Origin of the sequence: Microbacterium sp. 69-10 (assembly GCF_001897945.1) — a bacterium.
Classification (GTDB): domain Bacteria; phylum Actinomycetota; class Actinomycetes; order Actinomycetales; family Microbacteriaceae; genus Microbacterium.
This window is the reverse complement of sequence record NZ_MKRT01000025.1, coordinates 70452-84737: the sequence shown is the minus strand read 5'-3', so window position 1 is coordinate 84737 and position 14286 is coordinate 70452. Positions and strand designations below refer to the sequence as shown.

Annotated in this window: 14 protein-coding genes, 1 tRNA gene and 2 pseudogenes; 10 read left to right on the top strand and 7 right to left on the bottom strand. The window is 70.6% G+C overall.

Features of this window, described 5'->3' with window-relative positions; genetic code table 11:
- Positions 1 to 25 precede the first annotated feature (25 nt).
- Together BGN97_RS13430 and BGN97_RS13425 are read left to right on the top strand one after the other, a co-directional pair.
- Entirely contained in the window at positions 26 to 667 is a 642-nt protein-coding gene (locus tag BGN97_RS13430) for an FMN-binding negative transcriptional regulator (RefSeq protein ID WP_292702472.1), read from the top strand.
- The gene (locus tag BGN97_RS13425) at positions 664 to 2160 is read left to right on the top strand and encodes an amidohydrolase family protein (protein ID WP_292702470.1); all 1497 of its coding nucleotides are present in this window, start codon (positions 664 to 666) and stop codon (positions 2158 to 2160) included. The genes BGN97_RS13430 and BGN97_RS13425 overlap by 4 nt, the downstream gene beginning before the upstream one ends.
- A 53-nt stretch (positions 2161 to 2213) precedes the next feature.
- Here BGN97_RS13425 and BGN97_RS13420 read toward each other — a convergent pair whose 3' ends face one another.
- The gene (locus BGN97_RS13420) at positions 2214 to 2699 is read right to left on the bottom strand and encodes a DNA starvation/stationary phase protection protein (protein ID WP_285630550.1); all 486 of its coding nucleotides are present in this window, start codon (positions 2697 to 2699) and stop codon (positions 2214 to 2216) included.
- A gap of 141 nt (positions 2700 to 2840) precedes the next feature.
- Here BGN97_RS13420 and BGN97_RS13415 point away from each other — a divergent pair, with 141 nt between their 5' ends.
- From BGN97_RS13415 to BGN97_RS13400, 4 genes are all read left to right on the top strand, one after another.
- A complete protein-coding gene (locus tag BGN97_RS13415; protein WP_292702468.1) occupies positions 2841 to 3395 on the top strand; it encodes a gamma carbonic anhydrase family protein in 555 nt (184 codons plus the stop codon).
- Between the two features lie 47 nt (positions 3396 to 3442).
- Positions 3443 to 4414, top strand: a complete 972-nt coding sequence (locus BGN97_RS13410; RefSeq protein ID WP_292702465.1) for a YihY/virulence factor BrkB family protein — start codon at positions 3443 to 3445, stop codon at positions 4412 to 4414.
- Positions 4415 to 4465: 51 nt separating this feature from the next.
- Positions 4466 to 4539, top strand: a tRNA-Ile gene (locus BGN97_RS13405).
- 116 nt (positions 4540 to 4655) lie between these two features.
- Complete coding sequence (locus BGN97_RS13400; RefSeq protein WP_292702462.1) at positions 4656 to 5699, top strand: hypothetical protein; 1044 nt, start codon at positions 4656 to 4658, stop codon at positions 5697 to 5699.
- A 39-nt stretch (positions 5700 to 5738) separates the two neighbouring features.
- Here the strand turns inward: BGN97_RS13400 and BGN97_RS13395 are convergent, their stop codons facing one another.
- Positions 5739 to 6002 carry a hypothetical protein gene (locus BGN97_RS13395; RefSeq protein WP_292702459.1) on the bottom strand — a complete coding sequence of 88 codons (264 nt, stop codon included), beginning with the start codon at positions 6000 to 6002 and terminating at the stop codon, positions 5739 to 5741.
- A 68-nt stretch (positions 6003 to 6070) separates the two neighbouring features.
- Positions 6071 to 6292: pseudogene (locus BGN97_RS13390) on the bottom strand (DUF72 domain-containing protein); the annotation flags it as partial.
- A gap of 288 nt (positions 6293 to 6580) precedes the next feature.
- On the opposite strand from BGN97_RS13390, the gene BGN97_RS13385 reads away from it, so the two are divergent.
- Entirely contained in the window at positions 6581 to 6787 is a 207-nt protein-coding gene (locus BGN97_RS13385) for a hypothetical protein (RefSeq protein ID WP_292702456.1), read from the top strand.
- Positions 6788 to 6802: 15 nt separating this feature from the next.
- Here BGN97_RS13385 and BGN97_RS13380 read toward each other — a convergent pair whose 3' ends face one another.
- Both BGN97_RS13380 and BGN97_RS13375 read right to left on the bottom strand, forming a co-directional pair.
- Entirely contained in the window at positions 6803 to 8056 is a 1254-nt protein-coding gene (locus BGN97_RS13380) for an alpha/beta fold hydrolase (RefSeq protein ID WP_292702453.1), read from the bottom strand.
- Complete coding sequence (locus BGN97_RS13375; RefSeq protein ID WP_292702450.1) at positions 8056 to 10053, bottom strand: DUF262 domain-containing protein; 1998 nt, start codon at positions 10051 to 10053, stop codon at positions 8056 to 8058. Before BGN97_RS13375 ends, BGN97_RS13380 begins: the two co-directional genes overlap by 1 nt.
- Positions 10054 to 10225: 172 nt before the next feature.
- Between BGN97_RS13375 and BGN97_RS13370 the strand changes: the two genes are divergently transcribed.
- The gene (locus tag BGN97_RS13370) at positions 10226 to 10999 is read left to right on the top strand and encodes a hypothetical protein (protein ID WP_344289100.1); all 774 of its coding nucleotides are present in this window, start codon (positions 10226 to 10228) and stop codon (positions 10997 to 10999) included.
- A 183-nt stretch (positions 11000 to 11182) separates the two neighbouring features.
- The gene (locus BGN97_RS13365) at positions 11183 to 11686 is read left to right on the top strand and encodes a DUF3145 domain-containing protein (RefSeq protein WP_285630577.1); all 504 of its coding nucleotides are present in this window, start codon (positions 11183 to 11185) and stop codon (positions 11684 to 11686) included.
- A gap of 196 nt (positions 11687 to 11882) precedes the next feature.
- Here BGN97_RS13365 and BGN97_RS13360 read toward each other — a convergent pair whose 3' ends face one another.
- Positions 11883 to 13286 carry a PLP-dependent aminotransferase family protein gene (locus tag BGN97_RS13360; RefSeq protein ID WP_292702445.1) on the bottom strand — a complete coding sequence of 468 codons (1404 nt, stop codon included), beginning with the start codon at positions 13284 to 13286 and terminating at the stop codon, positions 11883 to 11885.
- Between the two features lie 95 nt (positions 13287 to 13381).
- Here BGN97_RS13360 and BGN97_RS13355 point away from each other — a divergent pair, with 95 nt between their 5' ends.
- A complete protein-coding gene (locus tag BGN97_RS13355; RefSeq protein WP_292702442.1) occupies positions 13382 to 14044 on the top strand; it encodes a hypothetical protein in 663 nt (220 codons plus the stop codon).
- A gap of 61 nt (positions 14045 to 14105) precedes the next feature.
- On the opposite strand, the pseudogene BGN97_RS13350 reads toward BGN97_RS13355, so the two are convergent.
- Positions 14106 to 14286 (bottom strand): annotated as a pseudogene (locus tag BGN97_RS13350) (beta-ketoacyl-ACP synthase); the annotation flags it as partial.

Below are 14286 nucleotides of genomic sequence, written 5' to 3'. Positions count from 1 at the left end.
GCCGCATCGGTCCTAATCTGGAACCATGCGCCAGAACCCGAGCTTCGCCATGACCGACATCGCCGAGCTGCGGAGGGTCATCTCGCAGAGCCCCTGGGCGACGCTGGTCGCGACCGGCGACGACGGACTCGTCGCATCGCACTACCCGGTGCTGCTGGACCCCGAGCGCGACGATCTCACGGTGGTCGGCCACGTCGGCAAGCCCGATGACCAGGTGCTGCACCTGGGGGAGCGGGAGCTGTTGCTGATCTTCCAGGGTCCCCACGGGTACATCTCGCCGAGCTGGTACGGGGACGTGCGCGCGGTGCCGACCTGGAACTACACGGCGGTGCACCTGACCGGCATCCCGGAGCTCGTCGACACGCAGGAGAACCTGAGGATCCTCGACGATCTCGTCACGCATTTCGAGCGGAGGCTGCCGCAGCCGCGCATGATGTGGCAGGCGCCCCACACCGAGGAGTTCGTGAACGCCCTGGAGATGGGCACGGTCGGATTCCGGATGACTCCCACGCGGGTCTCGGCGAAGCGCAAGCTGAGCCAGAACAAGCCGGACAGCATCGTGGAGAGCGTGATCGCTGAGCTCGACGGCAGCGGTGAGTACGCGCATCCGGCCCTGGCGGCAGAGATGCGCCGTGCGCACGAGGCACGTCTGGCGCACCGCGGATGAGCGCCGATCTGCTGATCCGGTCGGTGCGCCTCGCCGGCCCGGGGCGCGAGCTGCTGCCGTTCAGTTCGCCGGAGGGCGACGATCCCGTCGACATCCTGGTCGCAGGCGGGGTGATCGCCGACATCGCGCCCGCCGGCAACCTGCGTGCCGCAGTTGACTCGCTGGACGGCGACGGCAGCTGGGTCGTGCCCGGGCTGTGGGACCACCACGTGCACACCGTGCAATGGGCGCTCGACGCCCAGCGCGTGCCGCTCGGCGGCGCGACGAGCGCGGCCGAGGCGGCTCGGATGCTGTCGGGCGTCGCGCCCCTGCCGGATGGGCGGATCGTCGGCGCGGGGTTCCGCGACGGACTGTGGCCCGATCGGCCCGCGCGTGCCCTTCTCGACAGCGTGACCGGCGAGCTGCCGGCGTATCTCATCAACGCCGATGTGCACAGCGTGTGGCTGAACTCCGCGGCGCTGCGACGCGAGGGCTTCGACGGCGCCGACGACGACGGTGTGCTCCGCGAGGAGGACGCCTTCGAGATCTCGCGGCGGCTGAACGCCGCGGATGCCGCGACCGCGGACGCCGCCGTGCGGGCGGCCGCCGAACGCGCGGCGGCGCGGGGCATCACCGGCATGGTCGACCTCGACATGGCCTGGAACGCCGAGGCGTGGCGGCGCAGAGCGGATGCCGGGTTCGACACCCACCGGGTCGAGTTCGCCTTCTACCAGGACGGCCTGCAGCGGGCCGTCGACGAGGGACTGCGCAGCGGCGAGGAGCTGACCGGCACCGGCGGGCTGGTGCACGTCGGCCCGCTCAAGCTCATCACCGACGGCTCGCTGGGCACGCGCACAGCGGCGTGCTCCCAGCCGTACGCGGACGACCCCGGCAACTTCGGCGTACTGACCGTCGAGCCGGACGAGCTGCGCGAACTGCTCATGCGCGCCACGGCGTCCGGGATCGAGGTGGCGGTGCACGCCATCGGCGACCGTGCGGTGGCATCCGCTCTGGACGCCTTCACATACACGCAGGCACGCGGGACCATCGAGCATGCGCAGCTGGTTCGGCACGCGGATCTCGCGCGCTTCGCGCGGCTGGGCGTCGCGGCGAGTGTGCAGCCGGCGCATGCCGTGGACGATCGCGACCTCGCCGACGACCTGTGGCGCGAGCAGCAGGCGATCGGCTATCCGCTCGCCTCGCTGATGAACGCGGGTGTGCCGCTGCGCTTCGGGTCCGATGCCCCCGTCGCCGTCCTCGATCCGTGGGCGACGATCGCCGCCGCGGTGTTCCGCACCGACGATGAGCGCGCGCCCTGGCATCCCGAGGAGCGCGTGTCCGTCGACGCGGCGCTGCGCGCGAGCGGGCGCCACGGAGACGCGATGATCTCGCTGGGAGCGGTGGCCGACCTCGCTCTGTGCGGGGTGGATCCGCGCACCGCCGATCGTCAGCAGCTGGCGGCGATGCCGGTCGCCGCCACGGTCCTCGGCGGCAGGATCACGCACCGCGTCTGAACGCAGAAGGGGTGCCGGAGCTCGCGCTCCGGCACCCCTTCTGCTGCGCTCGGTCAGGCCGCGATGTGCGACACGAGGAACCAGCGGTCCTTCTCGAGGCCGCGCTGGATCTCGATAGCGACGTCCTGGCTGGTGAGGTCGACGGCATCGAGGCCGTCGACGGCCGCCTTCACGTCGGCGATGATCGCGTCGATGTCCGAGATGATCGCGCGGACGAGCTCGTCGGACTGCGCGAAGCCTGCGGGGACTGCGGTGGCGCCGGCCTTCTCGGCGACCGTGCCGATGCGCGAGTCGATCGGCAGGCCGAGGGCGACGATGCGCTCCGCGGCGGTGTCGGCGAAGTCGCCGGCGTGGGCCACGATGGTGTCGAGCAGCTCGTGGACGCCCACGAAGTTCGCGCCGCGGACGTGCCAGTGCGCCTGCTTGCCGTTGACGGTCAGGGCCTCGAGGCCGAGGACCACGGGGGAGAGGAACTGAGCGGCGGCGGCTGCCACAGTCGGGTCGACGGCGGTGGTGGGAACGGTCTGTGCCTTGCTCATGAGGTCCTCCGGATGCGTTGTGAAACGGGCTTGATGTCGTCAACGCTACTCATCGGAGAACATTCCGCAACCAAGCGAAGGCAACGCTTACCCGCTCGTTCTGCCGCGTGATTCCGCGGTTCTGAGGGTAGTCTCACCTACATGAGCATCGCAGCCACGGCATCCGTCCTCGCCCTCTCCGACCGTGCCCCGCAGCTTGCGGAGGACTCCTTCGTGGCGGACGGGGCCCGCATCGTCGGGGCCGTCACCCTGGGGTCACGCGCGAGCGTCTGGTACAACGCCGTGCTGCGCGGGGATTCCGCCCCGATCGTGGTCGGCGCGGACAGCAACGTGCAGGACAACGTGTCCGTGCATGTCGACAGCGGACATGGCGTGCAGATCGGCGAACGGGTCTCGATCGGCCACAACGCCGTCGTGCACGGCTGCACGATCGGCGACGGGTCGCTCATCGGGATGGGCGCGGTCGTGCTCAGCGGTGCGGTGATCGGCCGCGGATGCCTGGTCGCAGGCGGTGCGGTGGTGCTCGGCGGAACCGAGGTGCCGGACGGCTCGCTGGTCGCCGGCGTCCCTGCGAAGGTGCGCCGCGCACTGACCGATGAGGAGCGCCAGGGCCTCATCGACAACGCCGAGATCTACCTCGGTCACATCGACACGCATGCGGCGGCTGATTCCCGCCACCCGTCGCGAGCGGCATGAGACGCGCCGTGCGGCGGTCCGAGAGCGGAGAAGGGGAGAGGCCGGCGGTGAGTCCGCGCGGCGGACAGGCCGCGTTCGTCGTGCGGCGGGTCGCCCGGGGATTCTTCCGGACGTCCGCACCCGATGCCGCCGCCGGTCTGACCTTCTACGCGGTGCTCGCCCTCATCCCGGCCCTGGTGGCCGCGTTCTCGCTGATCGGCATGGTCGGGAACAGAGGGGACGGCGTGCGAGCCGTGCTCGACGTCGCGAAGGACGTGCTGGCCCCTTCCGCGCTCGTCGGCATCGGCCGTGCGCTGGAGAAGGTGGCGTCGCTCGGCGGGTCCGGTTGGGTGCTCGTGCTGTCGCTGCTCCTCGCGCTCTGGTCGGTGGCGCGCTACGTGACGGCGCTCGGTCGGGCCATCAACCGGATCTACGGCGTGCCGGAGGGGAGGGTGCTGTGGAAGGCGAAGCCGATCCACCTGCTGGTCACGCTCGCGGTGTTCGCGCTGGTGGCGCTGGCCGCCGTGATCGCGGGCCTCAGCCGCCCGCTCGCCGAGGCCCTGGGGCGGGCGCTCGGTGCCGGGGAGATGGCGCTGAGCATCTGGGCGGTGGCCCGCTGGCCCGTGCTGGTCCTGGTGATCGTCCTGGTGATCGCCGTGCTGTACTACTTCGCACCGAACATCGCCCATGCGCACTTCCGCCTGGTCAGCATCGGCGCCGCGGTCGCGGTGCTGGTGTTCGCACTGGCGTCGTTCGGGTTCGAGTACTACGTCGCCACTCTGGCGCACTACGACTGGATGTACGGGTCGTTCGCCGGGATCATCATCTTCCTGGTGTGGCTGTGGATCGGCAATATGGCGCTCCTGCTGGGGGCGCTGGTCGACGCTGAGCTCGAGCGGCTCCGCGAGCTGCGTGCCGGACGCCCCGCGGAGCGCGAGCTGCAGGTCGAGCTGCGTGACACCACACGGATGGAGCGCAACGCCGAGAACGACCTGCGGGACGAGCGCGAGGCCCGACGGTTCCGACGCTCCAGGCGCTGACATGGCCGAGGGCGGTGCGCGTGGTGCGGCACCGGTAGGCTGGTGCCATACGGGGCGGTGGCCAAGCTGGTGAAGGCAGTGGGCTCATAACCCAACGATCGCGGGTTCAAGTCCCGCCCGCCCTACCGACATCGTCCTCTCTCAACGGCGTGCGCACGCGGCGCCGAGAGGACGATCCATCGCAGCGGGCGACCGCTTCGCGGTCCCCTACGATGGCGACATGGGCTGGGAGGGGAGTGCCATGCGACCGCCGATCGAGATCCGCACGATGAGACGGTTCCGGTTCGTCGGAGCGCTCCTGGCGGCGATGGCTCTCACGGGCTGCTCGTCACCCGTCGACGTCTCCGCGGCCGAGCGCGCGACGTCGGCCACGTGCGAGTCATTGGAGCCGCTCCCCGGCGTGAGCACGGCGTCGTGCGTCGTCGATGACGGCGGGTTCGATGCCGGGATCAGGCGGAGGACGGCGGTGGAGCTCGAGAGCGGGGCCACGGCCGAGCAGGCCCGGGCGATCGTCGCCGCCTGGCTGTCGTCAGAGCCGGGCGGCGCGGAGGAGTACGCGATCCAGGGCTCGCGTGCGACGCCCTTGCAGCTGACGGTCTCCGGACGCAGCGGGGCATCGTTTTCCGTCGCTCCCGGCGCGGCCGCCCCGAGCGCCGCGTTCGTGCAGGAGTGGCTGGGACGCGCGGCCCGGGGAGTGCCGATCGTCGCATCCGTCGCCGACACCCACCGGATCGCCATCGCCGAGGACGGTCTCTCCCCGTCGGCGCAGGCGACGCTCGTCGACGAGTTCGGGATGCGCACGAGGACCGACGGTCTCGTGCTGGAGATCGGCAGCGGCTCCTCTGCGACGAACAGCGCCAGCTCCGTCGAGGCACCTGTACCGGCCACGCTGCACGAGGCGCTGGTGCGGTTCGAGGCGGTCTACCAGGCCCTGTCGAACGACGATCCGGCCCGCGAGCTCGCCTTCACCATGGACGTGGATCCCGGGCGACCACCGATGCTCCGCCTCCGGGTCCCGTCCGATCTGGTTCCGGCCGGCTCTCCGGGCCAGCCCATCACCCGGTCACCCGGCTGGCCGACGATCCGCGCGATCCTCGAAGCCGCCGCGCCGGGCGGTGCGGACTACGGCCTGACCATCGCCGGTCGCCCGGGCGACGTGATCGGCGGCATCAGCACGTCCGGCTGCGCTCCGGACGTGCCTGGGCCCCGCCCCCGGTACGACGATGAGCTGCAGGCCGAATGGGCGGTCATCCACGGGGCCTCTGCGTCAGGCGTCTGCGACTGAAGCCCCTGGCCCCGGTGCCCGAGGTGGACTGACCGCGCCTCAGCGCTGCTGCTCCTGGTCCGGCGCGTCCTCCCCCTGGCCTCCGCCGGCTGCTGCGTCGTCCTGATCGGGGCTCCGGCCGCCGTCCGTGTCGGTCTGCGGGCCTCCGATCACGCCGATGCCGACGGCCTGGTGGTCAGGTTCCGGATCGTTCCGCGGGGGAGCCTTCGGCTCTTCGTCGGGCTCCTTCTCCGTGCTCGGCTCCTCCAGCTGGTCCGTGCTGGGCTGCTGATCGTCTGCAGGTCCCTGAGGCGTGTCTGTCATGAGGGCGAGTGTCGCGCGGAGGGGACGGACGTGACAAGCGCCTTGACAGGACGTGTCCGGCCACTCCGTCAGGTGTCGCCGACGAGGCGGGCGAGCGTCTCCGCATCGTGCGGCGCGTGGCCACGTGCGTCGTTGTCGAAGTAGACGAACACGTCGCGGCCCTCGGGAGCGGCGGAAAGGCGCCGGCAGGTGCCGGCCCACGCCCACAGCTCGGGCTCGGTGTACCCGCTCGCGTACAGTTCGGCCGACCCGTGCAGCCTCAGATAGGCGAAGTCTGCCGTCGCAGCCTCGAACCTCGGCCAGCGTCAGCTCCCGGTGCTGCGCGAGTCCGCGCGGATAGAAGTCGCCGCGCCACGAGGCGTACCGCCAGCCGGAGGTGCCCACGTGGACGCGACCCCCGGCCCGCGCCGTCCCCGTGTCCGTGCGAGTGGTCGCCATCCGTCCTCCCTCCGTCGCCTCGACACGCTAGGCGGATGGCATGCGTCCCGCACCGGGGTTGACGCCAGGCATCCGCATCCCCCTACCGTGGCAGACCACCAGGAGGGATCCTGGAGGACAGGACGAGGGAAGGAGCGCGCATGAACGGCAGGACGGACCACGAGCTCTCCGGCCAGGCCGCCGAAGGCGACCGGCTGGAGCAGGACAGGGATCACTGGGACGAGCCGGACGATCCGGAGCGGACCGCGTCACCGGCGCTCCCGGACGGCGTCGAGGCCGACCCCGCGGATGTCGCCGAGCAGGCGATCGACGTCCCGGAGGACGCCGAGGACGAGCGCGAGCCCTGAGACCCGCGCCGCGAGTCAGCGCACGCGGCGTCCGTGCGCGAGATCGACGAGGTGCTCCAGGACGGGCCCGCCGCGGAGTCCGTTGTGCTCGTGCTCGCTGGTGACCCAAGGGGTCACGCCGGGCAGCAGCCGGGCGGTCTCGAGTGAGAACTCCATCGGCACGTACACGTCGTTGACGTAGACGGCGGCGGCTCCGCGCGCATCGGATGCCTCGAGCGCGGCGCGGTCGTAGATCCTCGGCCACTCGTGCTCGGCGAGCGCCAGCGTCACGTCGCGCCACGGCTGGAACGCGGGAACGGTCTCGATCCACTCCCGGCGCACATGCTCACCCGTGAACAGCGACGTGTCCTCGACGAAGTCGGCCGGCTCCACCCGCTCGGCGGACCAGCGGGTGACATGCCCCGAGGCGTAGCTGGACTCGTGGAAGGCGAAGTACAGCGGATTGCGGCCGTCGAACGGCATGGCCGCGGCGAGGTCGTACCGGAAGGCGTTCGACGCCGGGTCCAGCTCCAGCAGCGACCAGACCGTCTGCCAGCCGTCGTTGGTGCCCAGCGCCGAGCCGAACGAGCGCAGGCGCGAGGGGGAGACCACCTCGCCGCCGGGCAGCACGATGCCGCCGGATGCTGCGAGGTCGACCAGCCGGCGCATGCGGTCGCGGTGCTCGGGGAAGCGCCGGTAGTAGCGCTCCGAGGCGTCTCGCATCTTGTCGTAGCAGAGCGCGTACACCTCGTCCGGGGTGCGGTCGATCGTGCTGAGTCCGCCGGTGAAGTACACGCGGTCCAGCGACGCGGCATCCGTCGACAGATACGCGAGCGTGGTGAACCCGCCGAAGGACTGTCCGAGCACGTTCCAGGTCTCAGCGCCCAGGTGCTCCCGCACGGCCTCCGCGTCGCGCACGATCGAGTCGGCCCGCAGATGCGTGAGGTGCTCGGCGACGGCATCCGACCCGCGTTCCAGATCGCGGTCTCCGACCGGCGTCGAGCGGCCGGTGCCGCGCTGGTCGAGCAGGACCACGCGGTGCTCCTTCAGAGCCGCGTCCAGCCAGGCGGGCGAAGACGAGTTCTGGAACGCGCGCGGCGCCTCGTGCCCGGGCCCTCCCTGCAGGAAGAGCAGGTACGGGAGGTCCTCGCCGCCCTCGCGGGAGACGACCGCGGCGAACACGTCGATGGTGCGGGTGTCGGTCGGGTCGCCCCACACCAGCGGGACGGTGAGGGTGTGCTCCTCGATCGTCAGGCCCTGCATGCGGCGGATCGTCGTCTTCGTCGTCATCACATCACGTTCCCGATGTAGGAGTACTTCACGAACACCTCTGCGGCGATGCCGGATTCCTCCAGCACCCCCTGCAGGGCGGTCATCATGTAGTTCGAATCCCATCCCATGTAGAGATGGCAGCCCTCGGCGAGGGTGTCCCAGTGGCCCTTCCAGGCCATCGACTCGTACAGCGGTCCGCCGTGGCGCGCACTGTAGGCGAGGGCGGCGGGCCGGTCATCGGTCCAGGCACGCCGGAAGACGCGGTTGAACAGCGCCTTGACGTCCTTGACCTCCCAGTGCTCGCCGCGGTACTCGCAGTAGTCGAACTCGCGATCCCAGCCGGCGGGCCAGCCGCGCCGGCGCACGGCGTCCAGCACGGGAGTCAGGCCGTCGTCGTCGATCTCGCCGACGTCGGGGCGCGCCCAGATGCGCACCAGCTCCGCCGAGAGCCGCACGGTCCGCTCCGAGATCGCGGCGGTGCCCCAGGCCGTGACGTCGGCCAGCTCGCGCGTGGCGGGGACGGCGCTGCGGGCATAGGCCTGATCGCGCTTGTCGGGGAAGGATGCGCCGAACACGCGCATCGTGAGCGACTCCTCGAGCAGCGTGAGGTTGCCGAGGGTCGGGGACAGGGCGCGGTGGCTGTTCTGCTCGTCCTCGCTGTACTCGGTCCACGGGCGGATGCCGTCGCCGCTCCACGTGGTGGCGGGCACCGGCGGCACGATCGCCTCGACGTCGAAGTCCGTGACGTCCTCCACGCCCTCGATGCGGCCGAGCACGTATGCCGGGTGGGGGAGCTCGCCGTACTTGAGCACGGCGCTGACGCGCTCGTCGGACGGGGTGATGCGGGCGATCGCACGCATCAGGGACTCACGGCCCTCCGTCCGTGCGCGGCACAGGCGGGCGATCAGGCGATCGGTGGGGAGCCCGACGATGGCGCGGCGCAGGAAGAGCGCCTGCACCCACTCGAGCACCTCGATCAGCTCCTCCCGGCTGATCAGCCCGCGGCGGTGGTCGCCGTAGGCGCTCATCACCAGCGGATACGAGGTGCGCCCGAACGTGTTCACGTGCTCCAGCTGCAGCCGGATGCCGTCGTCCGGCTCCCCGGACGGGTCCAGCAGGATGCCGTAGATCTCGGCGTACTCGCGCCAGAGACCGGCATCCGCGCGCAGGTGCTCGACGTCGAGGCGGGGGAACGACCCGCGGAACGCGGCGTACACGCCGTGCTCGCCGGCGGCGTCGATCTCGCGGCCCATCGTCATCATCAGGTAGTGCCGCCAGAACGCGCCGATGGTCTCTCCGGTGTGCCGCTCGATGGGCAGCCAGAACCGCTCCTCGACGTCGAGCTGCTCGGCGTGCGAGAGGCCCATCAGGATGTAGTTGTGGATCAGCTCGTGATCCCGCAGCGGCTGGCCGGTGGAGTTCAGGCTCTCGAAGATCTGCTGCGCGTTGGCCGAGGAGCCGAGCGTGATCGAGACGTGCTCCAGCCGCTGCAGGCCCTGCCAGATCCGCGCGGCCTCGTCCGCGTGCACCTGGCTGCGGAAGAACGCGTAGTTGTCGTCGAAGCGCGACTCCCTGTCGGCGTCGTCGCGACGGTCCAGGACCACCGACTCGTAGAGATCGGCCCAGGCGTGGTGCGGGCGCAGCTTGGTGCGCGAGGCGTCATCGGCGCGGACCAGGATCCGCTCCAGCTCGGATGCCATGACCGGGTCCGTCTCGCGGATGGTGTGGTGCAGAGCCGCGATCAGCAGCATGATCGTGGTCACGCGCTGCTGCCCGTCGATCAGCACCAGGTCCCCACCGGCGGCGTCCTCGGCCGACAGGATCGACCCTATGAAGTGCCGGTGGTCGGTCCCTTCGCCTGCGACCGTGCGCACATCGGAGAGCAGTTTCTCGCAGGCGCCGATGTCCCAGCGGTACTGGCGCTGATACACCGGGACGACGATGTTGGTCGTGGGGGCTGCGAGCCATTCGATGGTGCCCGTCGCGGTCGCGTCGACATTGGTCGCCGTTGCCATCACTGCGTGAATCCTCCGATCAGCGGGCAGATGAACGCTGCCGGGACGAGTCTAGTCCGGCCCGATTTTCTCCGGTCGGCCTCTGGGGCGTGTCCAGGAGGCGGATGTAGGCTTCCCTAAGTAGGGCCTGTTGAAACGTGCTGGCCCGCTACGAAAGGACATGACTCGGATCATGGGATACATCAAGTCCGAAGCCCTCGAGGAAAAGGGATTCGTCATCCTCGACAGCTACGCCCAGGAGCTCGACCCCAAGGAGTGGCTCGACCTGGAGTACAACGACTGGAAGTCCTCGGGTGACACCCGGTTCGCGCCGCTCGCGAGCGCCAAGGGCGAGATCGAGTGCAACGGCTTCTGGAACCACAAGCCGCCGCGCACCGACAAGGACGGCGTCTGGATCGACTCGCAGGTCGAGAAGGCCCCCAACCTGACCCGCCGCGCCAAGGAGCCGGGTGCGAACGTCGGCCGCTGCCGCGTCATCGAGCTGCAGCCCACGCCCTACGGCGACTGCCTCTACAACCTTCACCAGGACGACAACAACCGCCTCAACCCGGACGGCACCGGCTGGGTCGTGCGCGGCTTCTTCAACCTGACCGACGACAAGGACAGCTTCTTCGTCCTGCGCGAGAACCGCACCGACCCCCAGGGCGAGGTGCGCATCGCGCTGCCCGCCGGCGCGCAGCTGATCATCGACACGCAGCGCCTGTGGCACGCGACCACGCACAACGGCACCGAGCCGCGCTACAACCTGATCACCTCGTGGACCTCGGGTCCGGAGCTGGACGCCTACATCGAGAAGTACCACGGCACCGACCAGCACACCCAGTTCGAGGTTCCGCAGGACGTGCTCGAGCACGGCTACGCCGAGCAGGCCCGCAAGGACGCCGCCCGTGCCGCCTACTACGCGGCCAAGGGCCAGCAGGCCAAGCTCGCGATGAGCGAGGCCTGAGTCTCCGCATCCGCATCGCAGCGGCCCCGGTCCCTCGTGGATCGGGGCCGCTGTCGCATCCGGGGGAATCACATGCTTGTCATTCCCCGGGATCTGGGCGATAATCGCCTCATAACCGCATAGCTCGCCGAGCTTCTTCGGTCAGGTCGTAGGGGAAGACGCACCTGATGAAACGGAGAGATCATGGCGACGGGATACGCACGCGGAGTGGTGTACGTCCACTCCGCCCCACGCGCGCTCTGCCCGCACCTCGAATGGGCGGTCGGACGCGCTATCGGTCGCGCCGTCAGCTTCGACTGGAGCGATCAGCCGGTGCAGTCGGGCACCCGACGCGCCGAGTTCTACTGGGACGGGCCGGTCGGCACCGGCTCCGCAATCGCGACGGCCATCCGCGGATGGGAGCACCTGCGCTTCGAGGTCTCCGAGGACCCGACGGCCGGGAACGACGGCGGTCGCTGGATGCACACGCCCGACCTCGGCATCCACTACGCGCAGACCGACTCCGCGGGCAACGTGGTGATCGGCGAGGACCGCATCCGCTACGCGATGGAGATCGCGGCGGGGAGCATGGTCGAGCTGCAGCGGGAGCTCGACGTCGCCCTCGGCGCCGCGTGGGACGAGGAGCTCGAGCCGTTCCGTCACGCCGGCGATGATGCGCGCGTCGTGTGGCTCCACAAGGTCGGGTAGCCGCTCCGCTGGTGGGTCGGGTAGCCGCTCCGCTGGTGGGTCGGGTAGCCACAGGCCCTATGGACGTGCGGAGGAGGCCCGAGTAACGGGATCCGGTGATCACCTCCCGGATGCCGAGAAAGCGAATCCTCCGCATAACGACTGAAGCCCCCTGCGGGGAAGCAGGGGGCTTCGTCATGCCCCGGCGCTCTCGGCCTCAGATCACCGCTGTGGGCTGCAGGGGGAGGGCATCGTCGACGGTGCGGTCGCGTACGGCGGTCCATGCTGCGGCCAGCCGGTCCATGGCCACGGCGGTGCGCTCGGGTGGGAGCGTGATCGGGATCCGGAGGCGTCGCTCCAGGACCCCTCCCAGAGCGAAACGCGGACCGGGCGGCAGGATCAGCCCGTGCTCCCGCGCGCTGAGCGCCAGCCGCGTCGAGATGGGCGCTCCGAGGTCCAGCCAGGTCGACAGGCCCCCGGGGGTGGTGGGCATCGCGAGACCGTCCATGCGGGCGACGCCGGCGGCCACGGCCTCGCGGCCCGCGTGCAGCCGCTCTCGCACATGTCCGAGGAGTGCGGGCATGTCGTCGAGCAGCTCGATGGCGATGCACTGCTCCAGCAGCGCGGTGCCCAGCTCGAACGAGGGGCGCACGGCGAGCAGCCGCGCGATGATCCCGGGCTCCGCCCTGATCCAGCCCAGGCGCATGCCGCCCCAGGCGATCTTCGACATCGATCCGATCGTGAGCACGTGGGGGCCGAATGCCGCCATCGGCACCGGGCTCCATCCACGGTCGATGTCGAGTTCTGTCGTCGTCTCGTCGACGAGGAGGTGCGTACCGGCGCTGCGTGCCGTGGCGGCGACCCGAGAGCGCGCGGCATCGGGCAGCGTGGCCCCGGTGGGGTTGTGGAAGTCGGGGATGAGGTACGCCATGTGGGGACGGCTGCGCAGCACCAGGTCCATGAGGTGAGCGGCATCCCAACCGTCGACGTCGACCGGAGTCGGCAGCAGCCGGTAGCCGTGGCGGCGCAGCGACTCCAGCGCATGCGGGAAGGTGGGCTGCTCGACCAGGGTCCGTTCTCCTCGTCGACCGATCGCCGCCAGGATCAGGTTCATGGCGTTCAGCGCGCCCGAGGTGATCATGATCTCCTCGGCGGATGTCGGAACGCCGCGCTGGGTGAAGCGCTGCGCGACGGCATCCCGCAGCTCCGGCAGTCCCTGCAGCGAATAGCCGCTCGTGCCGCGCAGCGCGGCGAGGCGCGGCAGTGAGCGCACGGTGGCGTCGTAGAGCCCGGGGGTCGAGTCCATCGACGCGATGGAGAGGTCGATCGCGGTCTCGTCGTCGGACGGGCTCGGCGCGACGGAGCCGTTCGGCAGCGCCACCCGGGTGCCGCCTCCGTGCACACGCGCCGCGTATCCGGCGGCCGCGAGCAGATCGTAGGCTCGGGTCACGGTCGAGCGCGAGCGGCGCAGCTCCGTCGCCAGTGCGCGTTCGCTGGGCAATCGCTCGCCGATGGTGATCCGCCCGTCCAGGATCAGGGCGCGGATCTGATCCGCCAGGCCCGCGGCACTCGCCCCAGCCACGCTCTGGGCGCCGAGCTGATCGACCAGTCGTGACGTCATGTCCCCAGCATGCCGCAAAGTGGACCGAGATCAGCAGACCACTTTGTGAGGAGTGGTCTCGGTGGCGGCGTCGGATGCAGCATCAGCATGGACTCATGAACGCACGGTCGATCCTCATGCCCATCGCAGCCTCGAGTCGACGCGAGCTCGTCGAGCGACTCGCGCAGCTGCTCTCCGGGCTCATCCTGTACGGCGCGGCCATGGCGCTGATGGTGCGGGCGGGCATCGGCGTGGCGCCCTGGGACGTGCTGGCCGTGGGCATCGCCGAGCGCACGGGCCTCGCCTTCGGGGTTGTGACCTGCCTGGTGGCCGCCGTCGTGCTCCTGCTGTGGATACCGCTGCGTCAGCGGCTGGGGATCGGCACGGTGCTGAACGCCGTGCTGATCGGGCCCAGCGCCGACCTCACGCTCGGGCTGGTGCCTCCCGCGCCCTCGGTCTGGATCGGCGCGCCCATGTTCGTCGGCGGGCTGGTGCTGCTCGCATTCGCCACCGGCCTGTACATCTCCGCCGACTTCGGTCCCGGGCCGCGCGACGGACTGATGACCGGACTGGTGGCGCGAACGGGGCGTCCGGTGTGGATGGTCCGCACGGTGCTCGAGGGAGGCGTCCTGCTCATCGGCTTCCTGCTGGGCGGTCCGGTCGGAGTGGGAACCGTGCTGTTCGCGTTCGGAGTGGGGCCGCTCGTCGGCTGGTTCCTCGCGGTGTTCACCCGCATCCGGGCATCCCGCGCCCTTGCGCTCGCTCGGCCGGCGGACTGACGGCGGGAGCAGCAGGACGCCCCCGGGGATTCCCCGGGGGCGTCCTGGTGTCGGAACCGGCTCAGGCGCTGCGGAACGCGACGACGGCGTTGTGTCCGCCGAAGCCGAACGAGTTGCTGATCGCGAGCAGATCGCCCTCGCCGAGCGGCTGCGGCGAGGTCGAGAGCTTGAACGGGACGGCCGGGTCGGGCTCGGTCATGTTGATGGTCGGCGGCGCGACGCGGTCGCGCAGCGCGAGGATC

Coding starts and splice junctions, on each gene's coding strand:
- BGN97_RS13430 (WP_292702472.1), top strand. CDS start 26: ATGCGCCAGAACCCGAGCTTCGCCATGACCGACATCGCCGAGCTGCGG.
- BGN97_RS13425 (WP_292702470.1), top strand. CDS start 664: ATGAGCGCCGATCTGCTGATCCGGTCGGTGCGCCTCGCCGGCCCGGGG.
- BGN97_RS13420 (WP_285630550.1), bottom strand. CDS start 2,699: ATGAGCAAGGCACAGACCGTTCCCACCACCGCCGTCGACCCGACTGTG.
- BGN97_RS13415 (WP_292702468.1), top strand. CDS start 2,841: ATGAGCATCGCAGCCACGGCATCCGTCCTCGCCCTCTCCGACCGTGCC.
- BGN97_RS13400 (WP_292702462.1), top strand. CDS start 4,656: ATGCGACCGCCGATCGAGATCCGCACGATGAGACGGTTCCGGTTCGTC.
- BGN97_RS13395 (WP_292702459.1), bottom strand. CDS start 6,002: ATGACAGACACGCCTCAGGGACCTGCAGACGATCAGCAGCCCAGCACG.
- BGN97_RS13385 (WP_292702456.1), top strand. CDS start 6,581: ATGAACGGCAGGACGGACCACGAGCTCTCCGGCCAGGCCGCCGAAGGC.
- BGN97_RS13380 (WP_292702453.1), bottom strand. CDS start 8,056: ATGACGACGAAGACGACGATCCGCCGCATGCAGGGCCTGACGATCGAG.
- BGN97_RS13375 (WP_292702450.1), bottom strand. CDS start 10,053: ATGGCAACGGCGACCAATGTCGACGCGACCGCGACGGGCACCATCGAA.
- BGN97_RS13370 (WP_344289100.1), top strand. CDS start 10,226: ATGGGATACATCAAGTCCGAAGCCCTCGAGGAAAAGGGATTCGTCATC.
- BGN97_RS13365 (WP_285630577.1), top strand. CDS start 11,183: ATGGCGACGGGATACGCACGCGGAGTGGTGTACGTCCACTCCGCCCCA.
- BGN97_RS13360 (WP_292702445.1), bottom strand. CDS start 13,286: ATGACGTCACGACTGGTCGATCAGCTCGGCGCCCAGAGCGTGGCTGGG.
- BGN97_RS13355 (WP_292702442.1), top strand. CDS start 13,382: ATGAACGCACGGTCGATCCTCATGCCCATCGCAGCCTCGAGTCGACGC.